A 20040-nucleotide genomic window follows, 5' to 3' on the forward strand; every position below is an offset into this window, starting at 1 on the left:
TGAATTCCTTATGTTTGTGTATAGTTAACGTTCGTCGGACAGATATGTTCAAGAAATCATTTGCAACTATTTTACTTAATGTGCTTTTTTTCCTTGGCGGAACCCATGCCCAGGAGATACCACGTATCGGCTCGCCGTTAGTACAGCAATACCCGAAGGCCGAATACAAAGCCGGTAACCAGAATTGGGCCGTGGCGGTAGGAAAAGATGGGGTAATGTATTTCGGCAATGCAGATGGTTTGTTGGCTTTTGACGGACAATATTGGACGCTGCATTACCTTCCCAATAAAAGTACGGTCCGGAGTGTGGCAGTGGATGATACGGGCAGAATTTATACGGGGGGGCTGGCCGAGTTCGGCTATTGGGAAAACACGGGAAATGGGTACAAGCAGTATCATTCAATAAGCCGTTTGTTGAATGAGAAGGATGCGGTACGGGATGAGATCTGGAAAATTGTCGTGGATCGCGATCGGGTGCTTTTCCAGTCATTTTCGACCGTATATATTTACGAAAATAACCAATTGCAAACGGTTAAAGGCAACGGCCAGCCTTTTCTATTTTTACATCAGGTACGGGATCGAATTTTTATTGAATTAATTCCCGACGGAGTTCACGAATTGCAAGGAAGCGCATTGGTGCCGATACGGAACAAAGATGTGCTAAAGGGGGCAAATATTCTGACCATGCTGCCCTTCGGAGATGGAAATGAGATTCTTATCGGTACCGCCAAATCCGGATTGTTCCGAATGGATAGTAACGGCATCGTCCATAAATGGCAGAATGCTGCCGATGGCCTTTTGCGGTCCGCCCAGCTTAACAATGGGTTGAAGGTGCTGGATCGTTATTATGCCTTTGGCACGATTCTCCAAGGATTGGTGATTATAGACGAAAAAGGGTCCATCGTGCAACACGTCCATAAAGGGAATGGGCTGCAAAACAATACGGTGCTGGGCCTACACGCCGATCTCCAACAGAATATTTGGGTCGGATTGGATAATGGGGTAGACCGGATTGAAATTAATACGCCCATTTATTACTATACCGACAACAGCGGTAGCATTGGCACCGTGTATACCGCGAAGATTTTCGGCGGCAATATCTATTTAGGTACCAATCAGGGATTGTTTTACAGTCGATGGCCGGTTGAGGAAGGGTACCGGCCTTTCTCCTTTTCGTTGGTTGAAGGATCGCAGGGACAGGTATGGGATTTGGCGGTTATGGATGGTGAATTGCTGTGCGGTCATAACGATGGCACATTTCGGGTGACCGGCGGTTTGCTGGAGCGATTGTCGCCTGTAACCGGTGGTTGGGCATTGAAGCCGGTCGCTAACCGGCCCAATACCCTGTTACAGGGGACCTACACAGGGCTGACAGTGTTTAAAAAAGACCAAAGCGGCTGGCAATTTGCACACCGTATAGGGGGGTACAGCGATCCGACCCAATTTATCGAACCCATATCGAAAACTGAGGTCTGGGCAAGCGGTTACAAGGGCTTGCGGCTGTTATCGCTGGATACTGCGCTACGCGATGTGCAAGAGGTCCATGCCTATGATTCCACCCACGGATTGCCCGAGAGTACGTTTGTGAATGTATTTGAGTTGGGAGGCCGGCCGGTTTTTGCCACGGATAGCGGATTTTACCGATACGATGATATCGCGGATCGGTTTTATCGGTATGACCAATTGAACGAGCAACTGGGATCCTTTGCTTTCTCGAACAAAATCATCCGTGCAGATGCCAATCGGTATTGGTTTATCAACCGTGCGCGGATGTCACTGGTTTACTTTGGTGTGAAAGGGACCCTGCAAGTGGATTCCACGCAATTTGCCATGCTTAATGGCAGGATGATGAAATATTATGAAAGCGTTAACCGCATTGAAGGCGACGTATACCTCGTGGGGTTGGACGATGGCTTCGCGATTTACCGGGCTAAGGATTCGACGGTTGCTGCGCCCCGTCTACCTCGTCCGTTGATCCGGACGGTCCGCAATATTACCGATAGCCTTTCTGCCAAATGGTATAACAACGACACGGTACCGGAAATCCCCTATCGGCATAATAACCTCAGAATCACTTATGCATCGCCTTGGTATAGCGCTATTGCCTTACGGTATCAGTTCTATCTGGAAGGATATTCACGAACTTGGTCAGAATGGGATGAAGCTGCACAAAAGGAATTTACGAACTTGGGATCGGGTGAATATGTATTTCGGGTACGGGCCATGGCGGCGGATGGAACAACATCGGCGATCACCGAGTACCGGTTCACCATTTTGCCGCCCTGGTACTTATCCTGGATGGCGTTCGCGTTATACGCGGTTGTGTTGATACTTGTTCTGATTGCCGGTCGCAATTGGTACCGATATAAGATACGTAAGCATCGTAGAATCGTACAGGAGAACATGACCAGGCAACAGCAAGAGTTGCTGCGGAAAGAAGCGGAGGAAAATGAACAACGCCTTATTAAAATCAAAAACGAACAATTGGAGCAGGAATTAGCCAGCAAAAACCGTGAATTGGCCAATTCAGCAATGAACATTGTCTATAAAAATGAACTGCTTAACAACGTGCACGATGAACTGTTGGAGCTTAGGGATGGCGAGGGGCGCAAGTTGTCTGGGGAACAGCTCCGTAAAATCAATAAAATCATTGAAGATGCCCGGAGCGATGAACGGGACTGGAATGTATTTGAAGAAAGCTTCAATGAGGCTCATGAAAATTTCTTCAAAAAACTGAAGGCTGATTATCCGGAATTGGTACCCAATGATTTGAAGTTGTGCGCTTACCTGCGTATGAATATGAGCAGCAAGGAAATAGCTTCGTTACTCAATATTACCACCCGGGGTGTAGAGATCAGACGGTATCGGTTACGGAAGAAGCTGAGCCTTCCGCACCATAAAAATCTTACGGAGTTTTTAATGGAAGTTTAGGCGGATTGTTGGAAACCGGATAGGAATTGAAAATAAGGTTCGATCTTTTACCTAGGTAATAATATCTTTGCAAGCGTCTGCAAACAACACCTGTATTGAATTAAACTGAACAACAAAATGAAAAAAGCATACATTTTTCCTGGACAAGGCGCGCAATTTGTAGGCATGGGCAAAGAGCTGTACGATCACAGTGAAGAGACGAAGTTCCTCTTTGAGCAAGCCAACGAGATTTTAGGCTTCCGGATTACTGATATAATGTTTGACGGGACTGATGAAGACTTAAAGCAGACTAAGGTAACGCAACCCGCGATTTTTCTTCACTCGGTTATCCTGGCGAAAGCGATGGGAAAATCGTTTCATCCGCAGATGGTGGCGGGACACTCACTGGGCGAATTTTCCGCGCTGGTTTCGGCGGGAGCATTGAGTTTTGAAGACGGGCTGCGGCTCGTGGCTACCCGCGCAAATGCCATGCAGAAGGCCACCGAAATTCAGCCCTCCACAATGGCCGCTATCCTTGGGCTCGACGATTTTACGGTAGAAGATATCTGCCAGCGCGTCAGCGATGTCGTGGTGCCTGCCAACTATAACTGTCCGGGACAATTGGTCATATCGGGAACAATCGCCGGAGTCGAAAAAGCGTGTGAGCTGCTGTTGGAAGCAGGTGCCAAAAGAGCACTCAAGCTCAATGTGGGAGGGGCGTTTCATTCCCCTTTGATGGAGGCAGCCCGGGTTGAACTGCAAACAGCAATCGAGGCGGTGCGAATTCAAAAACCGGTATGCCAGGTGTATCAGAATATCGATGCGAAGCCGTATACCGATCCGGATGCAATCAAGCAAAATCTGATTGAGCAGCTTACCGGACCGGTACGCTGGACGCAAACCATCGTTCATATGATTGATGATGGCGCTGCCTCGTTTACCGAGGTTGGACCGGGCAATGTGCTACAGGGGCTGGTAAAGAAAATAAACCGGCAAATGGAAACCGCTGCGGCTGCTTTATAAGCCAAACGCGGTTTTCACCTGATCTACATAGTCCAATTTTTCCCAAGTGAATAATTCAACTTCCAGCGAAGTTGTTTCGCCATTGCTGTTTTCAAACGTCTTGGTTACCGTACGAGGTTCACGCCCCATATGCCCATAAGCAGCGGTTTCAGAATAAATGGGACTGCGTAGTTTTAACCGAGTTTCGATACCGTAAGGCGTCATGTCAAACAACTCACGGATTTTACGGGCGATCTCGCCATCTGATAGCCCGACTTTGGACGTCCCGTACGTGTTGACATAAATACCTATGGGATCTTTGACCCCAATGGCATACGATATTTGCACCAATAGTTCGTCTGCTACACCCGCTGCGACAAGGTTCTTCGCAATGTGCCGGGTAGCATACGCAGCCGAGCGATCAACCTTGGATGGATCCTTTCCGGAGAAAGCACCACCACCGTGGCCGCCTTTACCCCCATAGGTGTCTACGATAATTTTTCTTCCCGTCAATCCGGTGTCACCATGGGGACCACCGATGACAAATTTGCCGGTGGGATTGATGTGATAGGTAATGTCGTCTGTAAACAAACGCTGCAGTTCAGGTTTTAACTGGCCTTTCACGCGAGGCACCAGGATGTTAACTATGTCTGATTTTATCTTGGCCAACATCGCTTCTTCGGTGTCGAAGTCATCATGCTGGGTGGAAACCACAATGGCATCAATTCGGATGGGCTTGTGGGTGTCGTCGTATTCAAGTGTTACCTGGGCTTTTGAGTCGGGCCGAAGGTACGTGATTTCCTTGTTTTCCCGACGCAGGGCAGCCAGCTCGTACAGCAGCCGGTGTGCCAGGTCCAATGCCAACGGCATCAGATTCTCGGTTTCATTACTGGCATAGCCAAACATGATGCCTTGATCGCCGGCACCCTGTTCCTGCTTTTCTTTGCGGTCTACTCCTTGGTTGATATCAGGCGACTGCTCGTGGATGGCCGACAGAATGCCGCATGAATTGGCTTCAAACATATACTCGGATTTTGTGTATCCGATGCGTTCGATGACCCCGCGAGCAATCTTCGGTACATCCAGGTATATTTTGGATTTGACCTCACCAGCCAAAACCACCTGTCCTGTGGTTACTAACGTTTCGATAGCCACGCGCGAGTCGGCGTCCCAAGCGAGGAAATTGTCGATAAGCGCGTCGGAAATTTGATCGGCAATCTTGTCAGGATGTCCTTCCGAAACGGATTCTGATGTAAATAAATATGGCATATCGCTATCTGATTTCGGCTGCAAAGCTACGATACTTTTGTCGTTTTCAAAACTGAGACAGTGCCCCAGTATTAAATTTATATAAAATATCGCGGAGAAGGCAATTTATATGGATAATGCTAATACTTTTGCACGGATAACAGGCTTATATGGTGGCCATGGGGAAAAAGAAACGGGTTTTATTTGTGGTTAACCCCATATCGGGAGGCAAAAGGAAAAAGGGGTTTGAAAAACGGGCTCTCGAGGCACTTGATGCCGGGTTGTACGATGCTCACTTTGTTTTCAGCGAATACCCAGGTCATGCAAATAAATTGGGGAAAGAGGCGGTACAGGAAGGTTTCGACCTGGTGGTGGCCGTGGGCGGTGATGGGACCATCAATGAAATTGCATCCGCGTTGAATGGTACAGAGACCGCGTTGGGAATTATTCCAGAGGGGTCCGGAAACGGACTGGCTCTTTACCTCGGAATCCCGCTTAACGAACGCGCGGCGGTGCGACGTCTAAATCGGTTTGAAACCATAACTATTGATAGCGGCACGATCAACGGATTGGCATTTTTTAATATGGCAGGCATCGGCTTTGATGCATCGGTAAGTGACCGATTTGCCAATGACAACATCCGGGGACCGATCGGTTACCTAAAAGCCGTGTTAACCGAAATCAGTACTTACAAGCCGAAGCGGTACGTGTTGGATATCGATGGGAAGACTTTTGAGCGGGAAGCATTTATGATCAGCGTGGCTAATTCGCCGCAATATGGGAATAATGCGTATGTCGCGCCACAGGCGTCGGTGACGGATGGCGTGTTGGATGTATGCATTATTCATAAATTTCCGTTATACACTATTCCGATGATGCTGTTCCATTTATTCAACAAGACAGCCGATCAATCAGAATACGTAGAGATTGTCCCCGGGAAAAAGATCCATATCGAACGAGATACCTCGGATGCGGTACATGTGGATGGAGAGCCCATGGAAATGGGCACGATGTTGGACATCACCGTAAACCCGGACACACTGCGTATTCTTTGCTGACAGGATTTATTAGCGATAGCGAAACAATTTATTGTCGAAACGGTCGTTTAGTAAAGGACGTGAAACCCGGAGCTCATGCACGCTTCGTCACAAATGCAGGTTCCGTGAGGCGGTTGAAGAACATACTTAGCGAAGCGATCTCATTGATGCCGCTAAAAACAATAATAGATCAATAATTATTTACGAATGAAAAAGAAACAGCGGTATAGCGGCGTTGTATATTCTACGGATGAAGCCTTTCACTATCAGGAGACCGATAGTCTGGAAGAAGAGACGCTGCCTAACCACAAACAACAGTTGCGGGTGATGCTGGACAAAAAGATGCGGGGTGGCAAAACCGTAACGTTAATAACAGGCTTTGTGGGTACCTCGCATGATCTGGAAGCCTTAGGTAAAAAACTAAAGCAGAAATGTGGAGTGGGAGGGAGTACCAAAGACGGCGAAATTATCGTACAGGGCGATTTCAAACAACGTATTCTGCAACTGCTTAACGAGGAAGGTTATCGGGTCAAACCTGTCGGGGGATAGAAGGGGCGTAAAACATGTTAAATAAATTATTGACAATTAATGCATTAATCGAAATGCCGGTCCATGTCAGCGGATCCAATAAATGTAAGATTGCCATTTATGCATTGCTAAAACCTATTTATTTTGAATGTTTAATTTGCAATTACAAAAAAAAATAGTTTTCATTGTGCAGAAATTGCTTTGTGATTACTATAGCACTGAACGTTAAGGTGTGCTGATGCTGCTGCTGCGCATTCCTTTGGCTTAAGATAGTTTACTAAACAATTATTGACGGGACATTTTGTTTTTACTTTAAAATACTATATTTGCTTTAGCCATTATGGTGGCTAGCAACGGATTAAATTGTACAAATTACTTAAAAATCATAATTAACAACATTAAAATCTAAAATTCAAAAAGATGGCAAACGCACCAAAAACAAGCACAATTAAAACGGAGAAGAGCAATTCAACATCCAATGTTTTTGCAAGTCTGGCAATTATTATTTGTTTCGTTGTCGGGGCATTGGTATGGAGATATATTATGGGTGACCCGAACAACTTCGTGGATGGCGACCCTGCAAATCGTCCGAAAGAAGGCAATTACTTAGGAATGGTTTACCACGCTGGATATGTGGTTCCTGTATTATTGGGATTGTTCTTGATGGTATGGGTTTTTGCAGTTGAGCGCTTCATCGTGATCGGCCGAGCTTCCGGAAAAGGCAACGTAGGTAATTTCGTGCGGAAAATCCAGTCTCTTATCGGAGGAGGCAACATTGATTCTGCTATCTCAGAATGCGATAAGCAACAAGGTTCCGTAGCAAACGTAATTAAAGCAGGTTTGTTGAAGTACAAAGATGTGTCGGCAAATCCCGCCCTTGATACGGAACAGGCGACGGTTGCGATCCAGAAGGAAATTGAAGAAGCGACAGCACTGGAAATGCCGATGCTGGAGAAAAACCTCACTATTATGGCTACCTTGGTTTCTATCGGTACATTGACCGGTCTGTTGGGTACGGTAACCGGGATGATCAAAGCATTCTCGGCGTTGGCTACCGGTGGTGCTCCTGATTCGGCGCAATTAGCAAACGGTATTTCTGAGGCCTTGATTAACACGGCAACAGGTATCGCTACTTCGGCCATCGCCATCGTATTTTACAACATCTTTACTTCTAAAATCGACACGTTGACCTACTCAATTGATGAGGCAGGGTTCTCCATCGTGCAAACCTATGCAGCTTCACATAAATAAAATTAAATTCCGGTAGTTTATGGAAAGCCGGAGGAAGATGCATCTATAAGTAAAGAGATAAAAAGAAACACATATGCCAAGGGTTAAAGTAAAGAGAGCCAGTACGACAATAGACATGACGGCCATGTGCGATGTGTCTTTTCTGCTGCTCACATTTTTCATATTGACAGCCACGGCCCGGCAGCCCGAGCCATTGCAGGTGGACACGCCTGCGTCGGTAACGCAAGTCAAGGTTCCTGATGACGATCTGGGACTGATTACCATCGGTGATGGTGGGAAGGTTTTTTTCGGTGTCGTGAATCAACACGCGCGGGGCAGAATGCTGGAACTCATGTCTGAAAAGTATTCGATACCATTTACGGCGGAAGAGAAAGCCAAGTTTTCTGGTATGGAAACTTTTGGCGTGCCGATGGGCAATTTGAAGCAACTTATCAACATGGGCCCCAACGACCGGGTGAAGCCGGGCTTGCAGCCGGGTATTCCCGTTGACACGGCCGGGGACGCACTGACCAATGAATTATTCCATTGGATCTACTCGGCCCGCGTGGCGACCAAGGAGCTGAAGGATACGGAAATGCGGATTTCGATCAAGGGCGATGCCGAAGAGAAATATCCTGAAATCAAAAAGGTAATCGACGTATTGCAAAGCCAGAAGGTGAATAAGTTCAGCTTAATCACCAGTCTCCGTGCTGGAGAGGAATTATAGGCAATGCAGTTTAACAGTAAAGGAAATAAGAAATGGCAGAATTAAATACCGGCGGTAAGCAGCAGCCGAGAGTGGACTTGACAGCCATGGTGGATTTGGCGTTCCTCTTGATCACTTTTTTCATGCTTACGACGTCGATCAACAAGCCGAATGCCATGGACGTGGCCATGCCGGATAAGAACGAGGAGGATCCGGAGGATAGGCTGGAGGTAGCCGATACCCGTACCTTAACACTGCTGCTTGGCAGCAACAATAAGATCGAGTGGTATCACGGCGATTACAGTAATCCGATTGAAGGTCCCGAGATTGTCGACTATGGCAAAGAAGGCATCCGGCCCATCTTGATGAAAAAGATGGAGCAGGTAAGACAGCAGACCGGAAAAGACTTAATCATCGTACTAAGACCCAGCGAAAAATCTACACACCGTAATCTGGTTGACATCCTCGATGAGATGAATATCATTAAGGCACCGATTTATATGATCGGTACCATCAGTGATCCAGAAATTGAGGTGCTGAAACGGGACAACTTGTATAATGATTGATGAATAACCACAGAATACGATAGCTATGTTAGGTTCAAAATTGGATATTTTTAAGAAAGAATGGCTCGATGTGGTATTTGACGGTCGAAACAAGACTTACGGAGCATATGACCTTCGTAAGTTGTCACCCAAAGCTACCAATATCGGACTGTTTTCGGCATCCATTGCGTTTGTGCTGCTTCTGTTGACACCTGCGATTGCACGGTGGATAGGAGTGGACCTGGGTAGTGACGAGCCGACAGAACAAATTATTGAAACCGAGGTGGTGCTTTCCGAGCCGCCACCCGTAAACGAAGAGGAACCGCCTCCTCCTCCACCAGTAGAACCTCCCCCTCCTCGGGTAGACCAGGTGCGTATGCCTGAGCCGAAGGTGGTACCGGCAGAACAGGTACAGGATGAGGAACCCCCTACGGTTGAGCAATTGAAACTGGCTGATCCAGGATCGAAGACGATTGAAGGGGATCCAAACGCCGAAATCCGAATTGATTTACCGGTAGGTGAAGGTGAAGTCGATGCGGAAGTAACGGAATCCTCAAGTGATCAGATTTTCCAATCAGTGGAAGTGCAGCCTCAACCGCCAGGTGGTATGAAGGCGTTTATGGAATGGGTAGGTAAAAATTATGATTACCCCCAAGCGGCCATTGAAGCCGGCGTAAATGGACAGGTACAAGTGTCATTTGTTGTGGAACGGGATGGCAGCCTGACCGACATTAAAGTAGTCAGGGACTTGAAATATGGTACCGGCGAAGCAGCGGTAAAGTTGCTTTCTAAGGCCGCAAAATGGAGCCCTGGCGTGCAAAACGGCCGTCCGGTGCGGGTGGCGTATACATTGCCTATCCGGCTTAACCTTCAACAATAAAGCAAGCACGGTTTGGCATTGAAACAGCACCAACAGAACGTGAATGGCAGACAGAAATCGCCCACCAAGCGGTTTCTGTCTATTTTGGGACTGTTCATGTTCGGTTTTTATTTTGCTTTGGGGATGGTGATTATCTTTTGGAAAGATTTTCCGCTCCAGCTCGATCAGACCCTGCGGACATTATTTGGTGTGTTACTCGTCGTTTATTCTTTCTTCCGATTTGTGCGACTTTGGCAAAATCGGTAAGCAGGGAGAGGGTTTGAATTTTTGTAAAAAATTGGTTATTTTTTCATAACCGTGAAAAAATTAGTATTATTACGGCTCGTTTTTGTTGGAATAGTCACCTCTTGGTCGTGCAGCAATGCACCCTCTGAGAGGGCCCAAACCATTGTGAGCGGGAAAGTCAACGTGATCGTGGACGAAACGTTGCTCCCGGTCATGGAAGAACAGGTTGAGGTATTTGAGCACTTGTACGACCGAACGGACGTAGATATGACAAGTGCGCAGGAGAACCAAATCATCAACAAACTCTTGAATAAGGAAGTGGAAGTGGCCGTGTTGACAAGGCAGCTGACTGCGCAGGAAAACGAGTTCTTTAAAATGCGTAAATTCACGCCCCGAGTGTATAAGTTTGCGACGGACGCCGTAGCGGTTGTCGTAAACAAGCAGGTCCCGGATTCGGTGATTACGCTGGATCATATGATAGCGATCATGAAAGGCGGTGAAGTTGCGGGTTCGTTGAATAGGTTAGTGTTCGATAACGCCAATTCGAGCACGGTCCGGCTTTTGAAAGAATTGGCGGATGTTGATTCGTTGCCGGATAACGGGGTATATGCGTTGAAGTCAAATCTCGATGTGCTCAAATACGTGTATGAGACGCCCCAATCTGTGGGGGTGGTTGGTGTGAGTTGGATCATGAGACCGGACCGAAACACGAAGCGGTATGTGGATGGGATCAAGGTACTGGCCGTAAAAGGCCGTGAGGGTGAACCCGCAGGCGGAGGGTATTACAAGCCCTCTCAATCCAATTTGGCGGATAGCTTGTATGCATTAGCCCGGCCGGTTTACATTATTAACGCGGAACCACGTAAAAGTTTAGGCATGGGGTTTGCAGCCTTTTTGACCGGCGAATCTGGTCAGCGGGTGATTTTGAAAGCCGGGTTGTTGCCAGATAGTATACCGCCAAGAGAATTGATTATTAGAGAGTAAATAAAAGTAGTTAAAACTAAATAAGATGAACATGATGAAAAAAGCAATGATATGGGGTATATCCCTTGCTTTTGTGATTACGGGGGTACGTGCGCAAAGTTTGGACGATGCAAAGAAGGCGATGGATGCGGAGCAATTTGCACAAGCTCGGACCATGTTGGAGACGCTTGTTAAAAGCAAACCGAAAGACGGAGAAAATTATTTTTATTTAGGGCTTGTTTACATACATAATGAGCACTTGGATTCAGCCTTAGCTGTTTTCGATCAAGGAATTGCGGCAGATCCAAAAAATAATCTGAACACGGTTGGAAAAGGTATCGTAGATCTTTATAAGGAGGACGCCAATGCTGCCGCCACCAAGTTTGCGGAGGTGACCGGAAAGCTTAAGCGCAAGGATTACCTGGAATTGTATCACATTGGACGCGCCTATATCGATGCGCCTAATCCAAATTATCAGAAGGCAGTGGAATACCTGGATCAAGCAAAAGCTAAGAATGCCGAGGATCCGTTGATTCCTTTGGCATTGGGTGATGCCTATATGGGATTGGGAAATGCAAGCCAGGCCTACGTGGGTTATCGGGACGCCGCAAATTTGGATAATACGCTTACCCGTGCCCGTGTGCAGATGCAGGTAATTACCCGCGGATCGCACGCTTGGCAAGAAGCGATCGATGGATTAAAGCAGATTGCAGCTGACGTGCCGGATTACGCACCGACGTATCGTGAATTGGCTGAGACTTATCGTGCATGGGCGCTGACAGCAACTGACACGGCGGCTTACAACGCACGAAACAGGGAAGGAGTGAACTACTACAAGCAATACATGGATAAGACCGACTATACGGTAGAATCCCGTATCCGCTATGCGGACTTCCTGGTGTACACGAAGGACTACGATGAACTGCAAGTACAAGCTCGTGAATTAGCACAGTTGGAAGATGTAAACCCGAAAGTGTTACGTTACCTAGGATACTCGGCTTATGAAAATGAGCAATATCAGGAAAGTAAGGAAGCATTGGATAAGCTCTTTACGCGTATGGAGGCTGAACGTATCATTCCCCGCGATTATTTGCATTTGGGGCTATCTGACATAAAGCTCGCCACGCAAAACACCCCGACGGATGCCGCGTTGTTTGATACGGGGGTAGAACAATTGAAGAAAGCCGTGGCCGCTGATTCTTCAATCGCTGACGATTTGAACGATGTGGGCAAGGAATTGTTTACGGCCAAGAAGTTCTTGGACGCTTCAAAGGTGTTTGAAATTGCGGCATCTACACCCACTTCACGGAATTTTATTTACGATAATTTCTATTTGGGGTATTCAGCTTACTATGCAGTTGCTACTAAACCGGTAGCTCAACGCGGAGAAGCTGAAACTGCGTTGCTACACAAAGCCGATACGGCCTTTGGCGTGGTTATCGAAAAGGCGCCTACCACCCAGGATGCGTATTTGTTCCGTGCAAATGTCAACAATTTGCTCGATGACACTGAAAACCCAAAAGGTCTGGCTGAACCCTATTTCTTGAAGTACATCGAAATGGTAAAGGAAAAAGGGGATGCTGAGGTCCAAAAGAACAAAAGCAAGCTGATTGATGCCTACAGTACCATCGCCGTGGTTAGTGTAAAACGTGGCGAGTATCAAAAAGGCAGGGATCTAATCGGTGAAGTGCTTAAGCTTGATCCAGAAAACGCCTGGGCTAAACAAACTCTGCAGTATTTGGAACAAGAGTCTGCAGCGTCAACAGGCGCCGCCTCAGGACAATAGCGCCTTTTTTAACGGTATACCGTTTTTAAGGGTTTCAATAAAGCGCTAATTTTTAAATTAGCGCTTTATTTTTTAGTTTTGGCACATCTTACGAATATGTATATGGAAGCAGAAGCAATGAGTACTCCAGCAGATTATCTACCGATTCTAATTCAATTCGGTGTCGCGACTTTATTTTCTGTGGGTGTGATTTTACTGACCCATTTTATCGGGCCAAAAGTGAAAACGGCTACCAAATTGGGGTCGTTCGAATCCGGGGTTGAAGTGATTGGTAATGCCCGGCAACCGTTTTCCATTAAATATTTTATTGTGGCCATTCTGTTCGTAATTTTTGACATCGAAGTCATTTTTATGTATCCTTGGGCAGTCAACTTCCGGGAGTTTGGGTTGTCAGGACTGATCGAAATGTTCGTGTTCATGGCGCTGTTGCTGCTCGGCTTTATCTACGTCATCAAAAAGCGGGCGCTGGAGTGGGAATAATAGTTATTAGAACGTTTCTAAATAATATAAATAGCCCGATTAAAGGCCAATATATTGTAAATTTGTACCCATCGGTCTATAACTGATGGGTTTTTGTTTTAGAAAGGTAAGGGGTTAGTAATGAGTGATATAAAATTAGCGGAGGCTCCCCCTGGCATTCAAGGGTCCGGATTTTTCGCAACATCATTGGATAAAGCCATTGGCTTGGCAAGGGCTAACTCTCTTTGGCCGTTGCCATTTGCAACTTCATGTTGTGGCATTGAGTTTATGGCGACGATGGCCGCAACGTACGACGCCGGACGATTCGGGATGGAGCGAAATAGTTTTTCACCCCGGCAAGCCGATATGCTCATGGTAATGGGAACAATCGCCAAGAAGATGGCACCGGTGCTTCGGCAGGTCTATTCACAGATGGCGGAACCCCGCTGGGTAATCGCCGTCGGCGCTTGTGCATCCAGTGGAGGAATATTTGATACCTATTCGGTACTGCAGGGTATTGATGAGATCATTCCGGTTGACGTTTATGTCCCCGGGTGCCCACCAAGACCGGAGGCCATTCTCGATGGTGTGATGCGATTGCAGGAAATTGTAAAAAACGAACCATTAAACAGAAGGCAAACGCCCGAATACAAGGCGTTGCTGGAGAAATACGGATTCAATGCCCATGGCTAAGCTAAGCAATGAGCGCGTGATTGCACGCCTTAACTCGCGGTTTGAAGGCGGGTTTAATCAGTTGGAAGAATCCTATGGTTTACTAACCATTGAGGTTGGCAAAGCGGACATTTTGGACGTTCTTGAGTTTTTGAAGACTGACGGAGAGCTGCAGTTTACGTATCTTACGGACATCACCGCGGTGCATTATCCCCAGCTTCCCAAAGAATTTGCAGTGGTTTATCACCTGCACAGCCTGGTGAATAACGTACGGATCCGTATCAAGGTCTTTTTGGAGGGCAGCTACCCGGCTCTTCCAACGGCTACTGTGCTCTGGAATGGTGCCAATTGGATGGAACGTGAAACGTATGATTTCTTCGGGATTCAATTTGTTGGACACCCCGACCTTCGTAGAATATTGAATGTAGACGATATGGACGTGTTCCCCATGCGTAAGGAATATCCCTTGGAAGATCCCAATCGTATGGATAAAAAGGATTACTTCTTCGGAAGGTAAGCGGTAAGCGTATGAGCGAATCAATCAGTAAGATTACAAACAATAAGCCGGTTTTTGTAGACAACGATCCGCAGGAAGAGTTGTTTACGCTCAACTTGGGGCCAACCCACCCGGCTACCCATGGCGTCTTCCAAAATGTATTGCAGGTTGATGGGGAGCGCATTGTCAGCGGTGTATCGACCATTGGTTATATTCACCGAGCTTTCGAAAAAATCGCCGAACATCGTGCATACTATCAAATCACCACATTGACCGATCGGCTCAACTATTGTTCATCGCCCATTAACAACATGGGATGGCACATGACCGTCGAGAAGCTTCTGGATATTGAACTTCCCAAGCGGGTGCAATACATGCGGGTGATTATCATGGAGTTATCCCGTATTGCGGACCATATCATCTGTAATGGTATTTTGGGGGTGGATACCGGTACGTTTGCCGGGTTCATTCCGATGATGGTTAAACGCGAATTTATCTACGAGATTTTTGAAGAAATTTGCGGCGCACGGTTAACCACCAATATCGGTCGTATCGGCGGGTTTGAAAGGGATTTTAACGAGACCGCATTTTCAAAGATCCGGCAGTTTGCCAAGGAATTTCCGGCGGTATTGAAGGAATTTGAGGCATTGCTGGAACGCAACCGCATATTTATCGATCGGACGGCCGGGGTGGCGGCGGTTGATCCCGAAACGGCCCTAAGCTACAGCTGGAGCGGTCCGATCCTACGGGCTACCGGGGTTGACTACGACGTAAGAGCGAATGAACCGTATTCGTCTTACGAAGAATTTGATTTTGAGGTGCCGGTCGGAACCAATGGCGATGTATACGATCGCTTTCTGGTACGCAACAGTGAAATGTGGCAAAGCTTGCGGATCATTGATCAGGCCCTGTCCAAAATTGAGAAGGAACCGAAGGGCATATTCCATGCAGATGTGCCGGATTTTTACCTGCCGCCAAAAGAGCAGGTATATAACAACATGGAAGCGTTGATTTACCATTTCAAGATTGTCATGGGCGAGATAGACGCACCGAAAAAAGAATTATACCATTGTGTGGAAGGGGCAAACGGGGAGCTTGGCTTCTACCTGATCAGTGATGGTGGAAGGGCGCCGTATCGTTTGCATTTCCGTAGGCCTTCATTTATCAACTATCAGATGTATGCGCCTATGAGCAGCGGAATGCTGCTGTCGGATGCCATTATCAATATGAGTAGTCTAAATGTTATAGCGGGAGAACTGGATGCTTAGTGTGAAACATAACGAACCTATGGAGTTCAGGGAAGAGCTGCTCGTCAAGTTTGCCGAGATTGTAGCTCGCTATCCGGAAGGCCGGCAAAAATCGGCGCTATTGCCGGTATTGCATGAGGTGCAGGCTGTTTATGGCTGGCTGAGTGTGCCGGCAATGGACCGAGTGGCCGCTTATCTGGGGATTGAACCTATCGAAGTATATGAAGTAGCCACGTTTTATACCATGTTTTTCCTGCAGCCGCAGGGAAAATATATGCTGGAAGTATGCCGTACCGGACCCTGTTGTTTAGTGGGAGCCGAGCGGATCATGAAACATATCGAGAGTCGTTTGGGTGTCAAGGAAGGTGAAGTAACGCCTGACGGGTTATTCAGCTGGCGGGGAGTGGAATGCCTGGCAGCCTGCGGTTACGGCCCGGTCTTGCAGATCGGTCCGGAGTATACGTTTTATGAAAACCTCAACGAGGATAACGTAGACAAATTAATTGAGGAACTAAAAGAAAAAGCGGCGGCAAACGGCTGAAAGCCGATAACCGGCAGCGGATAGCAGATTGTTATGGCTCGTAAGTTATTGTTGACACATATCGACGTTCCGGGAATCCATACGTTTGACGTGTATCGTCAGAAAGGCGGATACCGGGCTGTGGAGAAAGCCCTGAAGACGCTTACCCCCGATGAAGTGGTGGAAGAAGTAAAAAAATCCGGACTTAGGGGACGCGGCGGCGCCGGTTTTCCCACGGGGATGAAATGGAGTTTTTTAGCCAAACCCGAGGGAGTACCGCGTTACCTGGTATGCAATGCCGATGAGTCGGAACCGGGAACGTTCAAGGATCGATACTTAATGACGCATATCCCACATGCATTGATTGAAGGCATGATTGTGGCCAGCTATGCGCTGGGCGCTAATACGTCGTATATCTATGTGCGTGGAGAAATGATGCCGCAGATACGTATTCTCGAGCGGGCAATTGCGGAAGCTAAGCTGGCAGGATTTCTCGGTAAGAATATATTGGGCACGGGTTACGATCTGGAGCTGTTTGTACAGCCCGGTGGTGGTGCATATATATGTGGTGAAGAAACGGCGCTGCTGGAATCACTGGAAGGTAAACGGGGCAATCCCCGAATAAAGCCCCCTTTTCCGGCGGTATCGGGGCTTTACAATTGTCCTACCGTGGTTAACAATGTGGAGTCTATTGCCGCAACGGTACCCATTATTAACGATGGAGGCGAAGAATATGCAAAGATCGGTATCGAACGCAGCACAGGAACGAAGCTGATCTCGGCCGGCGGCAATTTGAATAAGCCCGGTGTATACGAAATCGAGCTGGGGTTGCCCGTTGAGGAGTTTATCTATTCAGATGAATACTGTGGTGGCATTGCAAATGGCAAGCGGTTGAAGGCAGTCGTGGCCGGAGGATCTTCCGTACCCATTTTACCCGCCAATCTGATTACGAAGACGCTGAAAGGTGAACCACGTTTGATGACGTATGAATCGTTGGCCGACGGCGGGTTCCAAAGCGGCACCATGTTGGGATCGGGTGGATTTATTGCCTTTGACGAAGATCAATGCATCGTGCGGAACACCTGGAATTTTACCCGTTTTTACCATCACGAGAGCTGCGGGCAGTGTTCCCCATGCCGTGAAGGGACGGGGTGGATGGAGAAGGTACTGCATAAGATCGAACATGGGCACGGTACATTCAGTGACATTGATTTGCTGGTAGACGTATCGAAGAAGATCGAAGGAAACACCATTTGCCCACTTGGCGATGCAGCCGCATGGCCGGTAGCCAGTGCAATCCGCCATTTCAGGGATGAATTCGAATGGCATGTAACCAATGGCCGGGATGCGCAAGTGCGCAATTTCGGGCTGGCACATTACGCGGATCCGCTTGAGCCGGTGCTTTGATGACAGAGTATACGGTGCAGCGGTATAGATTAGAGGAAGAAGTAGGTTAACAGGGCTGCTGTCAAAGGCAGACAGCCGATAGCTAAAAAATGATGGCGGAAGACATAAAATTTAAGGTAAGCATCGATGGTATTCCGGTAGAAGTGCCGCCGGGCACGACCATATTGAATGCCGCCCGTCAAATCGGTGGCGATATCGTACCCCCGGCAATGTGCTATTATTCCAAGTTACAGGGCAGTGGGGGAAAATGCCGGACATGTCTTGTAAAGGTCAGCAAAGGTTCTGAAAAGGATCCGCGCCCCATGCCCAAACTGGTGGCCTCTTGCCGCACGACGGTAATGGATGGCATGGAAGTTCAAAACATTACTTCGCCGGAAGTAATAGAGGCGCGTAAAGGGGTGGTGGAAATGTTGCTCATTAATCACCCATTGGATTGCCCGATCTGTGATCAGGCGGGCGAATGCCACTTGCAGGATCTGGGATATCAACATGGATTGGCCAGTACCCGATACGAATTTGAACGGAGAACATTTGATAAAATTGACATCGGCGACAAAGTTCAATTACACATGACCCGTTGCATACTGTGCTACCGGTGTGTATTTGTAGCCGACCAGCTTACCCCGCAAAGGGTGCATGGCGTACTTGGCCGGGGCGATGCTGCAGAGATTTCCACATACATCGAAAAAGCAATAGACAATGATTTTTCAGGCAACGTCATCGATGTTTGTCCTGTGGGCGCGTTGACGGACAAAACATTCCGTTTCAAAAACCGGGTATGGTTCACCAAACCGGTGGAAGCGCATCGTGACTGTCCGACGTGCAGCGGTAAAGTAACGTTGTGGTATAAAGGGGAAGAAGTATTACGGGTGACCGCCAGAAAGGATGAGTATGGCGAGGTGGAAGAGTTTATCTGCAACACCTGCCGTTTTGAGAAGAAGGCCACAGCAGATTGGGTCATCGAAGGCCCACGCGCCGTGAAACCTACGTCGGTCATATCCTTGAATCACTACGATGAACTGACCCCGCCTGCGGTGGTGAAGAAGAATCTCTTGTTGCAAGAAGCGAATAAAGATCAGTTTGAACGTGCTAAAGAACTGCTTTAGCAATTATTATAAGCGATGGAATCAGCTTTATTGTTAGAAAAAACGATTTTGGTGGTGGTGGTATTTGCCATTACCTTGTTCATTGCCATGTATTCCACGTTGGTGGAACGTAAAGTGGCCGGTTTTATGCAAGCCCGATTCGGCCCGGACCGAGCAGGTCCGTTCGGTTTGCTGCAACCGTTGGCCGACGGAGGCAAGTTTTTCTTTAAGGAAGAGATTATTCCCGCTGGCGCTCATAAGGCGCTTTTCATTGCCGGGCCCACCATCGCCATGTTTACGGCATGTATTAGTAGTGCCGTGATACCCTGGGGACAGGAGTTAACCATCGGTGAAAAGGTATTTACGTTGCAGGTCGCCGATATCAATGTCGGCGTGCTTTATATGTTTGGCGTAGTGGCGTTGGGTGTTTATGGCATCATGATCGGCGGTTGGGCTTCAAACAACAAATACGCATTGATGGGGGCTGTGCGGGCGGCCTCACAAAGTATCAGCTACGAGATTGGTATGGGCCTTTCCTTGATAGCCCTTTTAATGGTAACCGGAACGCTTTCGTTGAAGGAAATCGTTGCCCAACAGGAAGGGTTCGTCAACTGGAATATATGGGTACAACCGCTTGGTTTTCTGATTTTTCTGGTCTGTGCGTTTGCCGAGTGTAACCGGGTACCGTTCGACCTGGCCGAATGTGAGACGGAATTGATAGGGGGTTATAACGTAGAGTACTCTTCCATGAAGCTGGCATTCTATATGTTTGCCGAGTACATCAATATGTTTGTATCGTCGTCACTGATGGCCGCATTGTACTTCGGAGGGTATAATTTCCCCTTCATGTATGACCTCGGATTATCCCAGAATTGGATCACTATAATCGGTGTGCTGGTATTTTTTGCGAAGATACTTGCCTTCATCTTTTTCTTTATGTGGATCCGATGGACCGTACCTCGTTTCCGCTATGATCAATTGATGCGGTTGGGATGGAAGATTTTAATACCTTTGGCGGTGGCTAATATCGTGTTGACCGGTATTGTAACCATTGTAAAAGACACCTATTTTTAATTTGGATTCGGGAGAGAGATT

The 20040-nt window shown here is 47.5% G+C and carries 20 protein-coding genes; 19 read left to right on the top strand and 1 reads right to left on the bottom strand.

The genetic code is table 11. The features are described 5' to 3' along the window. The first annotated feature begins 44 nt into the window (after window positions 1-44). Together ACFQRK_RS10240 and fabD are read left to right on the top strand one after the other, a co-directional pair. Window positions 45-2930 (top strand): triple tyrosine motif-containing protein, encoded by a 2886-nt coding sequence (locus ACFQRK_RS10240; RefSeq protein WP_379006202.1) that lies wholly within the window; start codon window positions 45-47, stop codon window positions 2928-2930. A gap of 117 nt (window positions 2931-3047) precedes the next feature. Next, window positions 3048-3932 carry an ACP S-malonyltransferase gene (fabD, locus tag ACFQRK_RS10245; RefSeq protein ID WP_379006204.1) on the top strand — a complete coding sequence of 295 codons (885 nt, stop codon included), beginning with the start codon at window positions 3048-3050 and terminating at the stop codon, window positions 3930-3932. On the opposite strand, the gene metK is transcribed toward fabD, so the two are convergent. After that, window positions 3927-5180, bottom strand: coding sequence for a methionine adenosyltransferase (gene metK / locus ACFQRK_RS10250; RefSeq protein WP_379006207.1), 1254 nt, complete (start codon window positions 5178-5180; stop codon window positions 3927-3929). The genes fabD and metK overlap by 6 nt on opposite strands. Window positions 5181-5338: 158 nt before the next feature. Between metK and ACFQRK_RS10255 the strand changes: the two genes are divergently transcribed. From ACFQRK_RS10255 to nuoH, 17 genes are all read left to right on the top strand, one after another. Further along, a complete protein-coding gene (locus tag ACFQRK_RS10255) occupies window positions 5339-6217 on the top strand; it encodes a diacylglycerol/lipid kinase family protein (protein ID WP_379006208.1) in 879 nt (292 codons plus the stop codon). Between the two features lie 186 nt (window positions 6218-6403). After that, complete coding sequence (locus ACFQRK_RS10260) at window positions 6404-6745, top strand: translation initiation factor (RefSeq protein WP_379006210.1); 342 nt, start codon at window positions 6404-6406, stop codon at window positions 6743-6745. A 399-nt stretch (window positions 6746-7144) separates the two neighbouring features. Further along, window positions 7145-7975: a MotA/TolQ/ExbB proton channel family protein gene (locus ACFQRK_RS10265; protein ID WP_379006213.1), complete on the top strand. Its 831-nt coding sequence runs from the start codon at window positions 7145-7147 to the stop codon at window positions 7973-7975. Between the two features lie 73 nt (window positions 7976-8048). After that, the gene (locus tag ACFQRK_RS10270) at window positions 8049-8681 is read left to right on the top strand and encodes an ExbD/TolR family protein (protein ID WP_379006215.1); all 633 of its coding nucleotides are present in this window, start codon (window positions 8049-8051) and stop codon (window positions 8679-8681) included. A gap of 32 nt (window positions 8682-8713) precedes the next feature. Beyond that, complete coding sequence (locus tag ACFQRK_RS10275; protein ID WP_379006218.1) at window positions 8714-9226, top strand: ExbD/TolR family protein; 513 nt, start codon at window positions 8714-8716, stop codon at window positions 9224-9226. A 25-nt stretch (window positions 9227-9251) separates the two neighbouring features. Further along, window positions 9252-10085 carry an energy transducer TonB gene (locus ACFQRK_RS10280; RefSeq protein ID WP_379006221.1) on the top strand — a complete coding sequence of 278 codons (834 nt, stop codon included), beginning with the start codon at window positions 9252-9254 and terminating at the stop codon, window positions 10083-10085. Window positions 10086-10097: 12 nt separating this feature from the next. After that, window positions 10098-10331, top strand: a complete 234-nt coding sequence (locus ACFQRK_RS10285) for a hypothetical protein (RefSeq protein ID WP_379006224.1) — start codon at window positions 10098-10100, stop codon at window positions 10329-10331. A 144-nt stretch (window positions 10332-10475) separates the two neighbouring features. After that, window positions 10476-11294 carry a PstS family phosphate ABC transporter substrate-binding protein gene (locus tag ACFQRK_RS10290; protein WP_379006226.1) on the top strand — a complete coding sequence of 273 codons (819 nt, stop codon included), beginning with the start codon at window positions 10476-10478 and terminating at the stop codon, window positions 11292-11294. A 31-nt stretch (window positions 11295-11325) separates the two neighbouring features. Further along, complete coding sequence (locus ACFQRK_RS10295) at window positions 11326-13059, top strand: tetratricopeptide repeat protein (RefSeq protein ID WP_379006227.1); 1734 nt, start codon at window positions 11326-11328, stop codon at window positions 13057-13059. 102 nt (window positions 13060-13161) lie between these two features. Continuing rightward, on the top strand, window positions 13162-13539 hold the full coding sequence (locus ACFQRK_RS10300; protein WP_379006230.1) for an NADH-quinone oxidoreductase subunit A: 378 nt from the start codon (window positions 13162-13164) through the stop codon (window positions 13537-13539). Between the two features lie 120 nt (window positions 13540-13659). Then, window positions 13660-14211: an NADH-quinone oxidoreductase subunit B gene (locus ACFQRK_RS10305; protein ID WP_379006233.1), complete on the top strand. Its 552-nt coding sequence runs from the start codon at window positions 13660-13662 to the stop codon at window positions 14209-14211. Next, on the top strand, window positions 14204-14707 hold the full coding sequence (locus tag ACFQRK_RS10310) for an NADH-quinone oxidoreductase subunit C (RefSeq protein WP_379006235.1): 504 nt from the start codon (window positions 14204-14206) through the stop codon (window positions 14705-14707). The genes ACFQRK_RS10305 and ACFQRK_RS10310 overlap by 8 nt, the downstream gene beginning before the upstream one ends. An 11-nt stretch (window positions 14708-14718) precedes the next feature. Then, complete coding sequence (locus tag ACFQRK_RS10315) at window positions 14719-15954, top strand: NADH-quinone oxidoreductase subunit D (RefSeq protein ID WP_379006237.1); 1236 nt, start codon at window positions 14719-14721, stop codon at window positions 15952-15954. Further along, a complete protein-coding gene (gene nuoE, locus ACFQRK_RS10320) occupies window positions 15947-16474 on the top strand; it encodes an NADH-quinone oxidoreductase subunit NuoE (protein ID WP_379006239.1) in 528 nt (175 codons plus the stop codon). The genes ACFQRK_RS10315 and nuoE overlap by 8 nt, the downstream gene beginning before the upstream one ends. Before the next feature lie 33 nt (window positions 16475-16507). Beyond that, entirely contained in the window at window positions 16508-17860 is a 1353-nt protein-coding gene (gene nuoF, locus ACFQRK_RS10325) for an NADH-quinone oxidoreductase subunit NuoF (RefSeq protein ID WP_379006241.1), read from the top strand. Between the two features lie 92 nt (window positions 17861-17952). Next, window positions 17953-18966, top strand: a complete 1014-nt coding sequence (locus tag ACFQRK_RS10330) for a 2Fe-2S iron-sulfur cluster-binding protein (protein ID WP_379006983.1) — start codon at window positions 17953-17955, stop codon at window positions 18964-18966. 15 nt (window positions 18967-18981) lie between these two features. Next, on the top strand, window positions 18982-20019 hold the full coding sequence (gene nuoH / locus ACFQRK_RS10335; RefSeq protein WP_379006242.1) for an NADH-quinone oxidoreductase subunit NuoH: 1038 nt from the start codon (window positions 18982-18984) through the stop codon (window positions 20017-20019). Window positions 20020-20040: the final 21 nt, after the last annotated feature.

It is taken from the genome of Parapedobacter sp. GCM10030251, from assembly GCF_042666505.1.
GTDB lineage: Bacteria > Bacteroidota > Bacteroidia > Sphingobacteriales > Sphingobacteriaceae > Parapedobacter.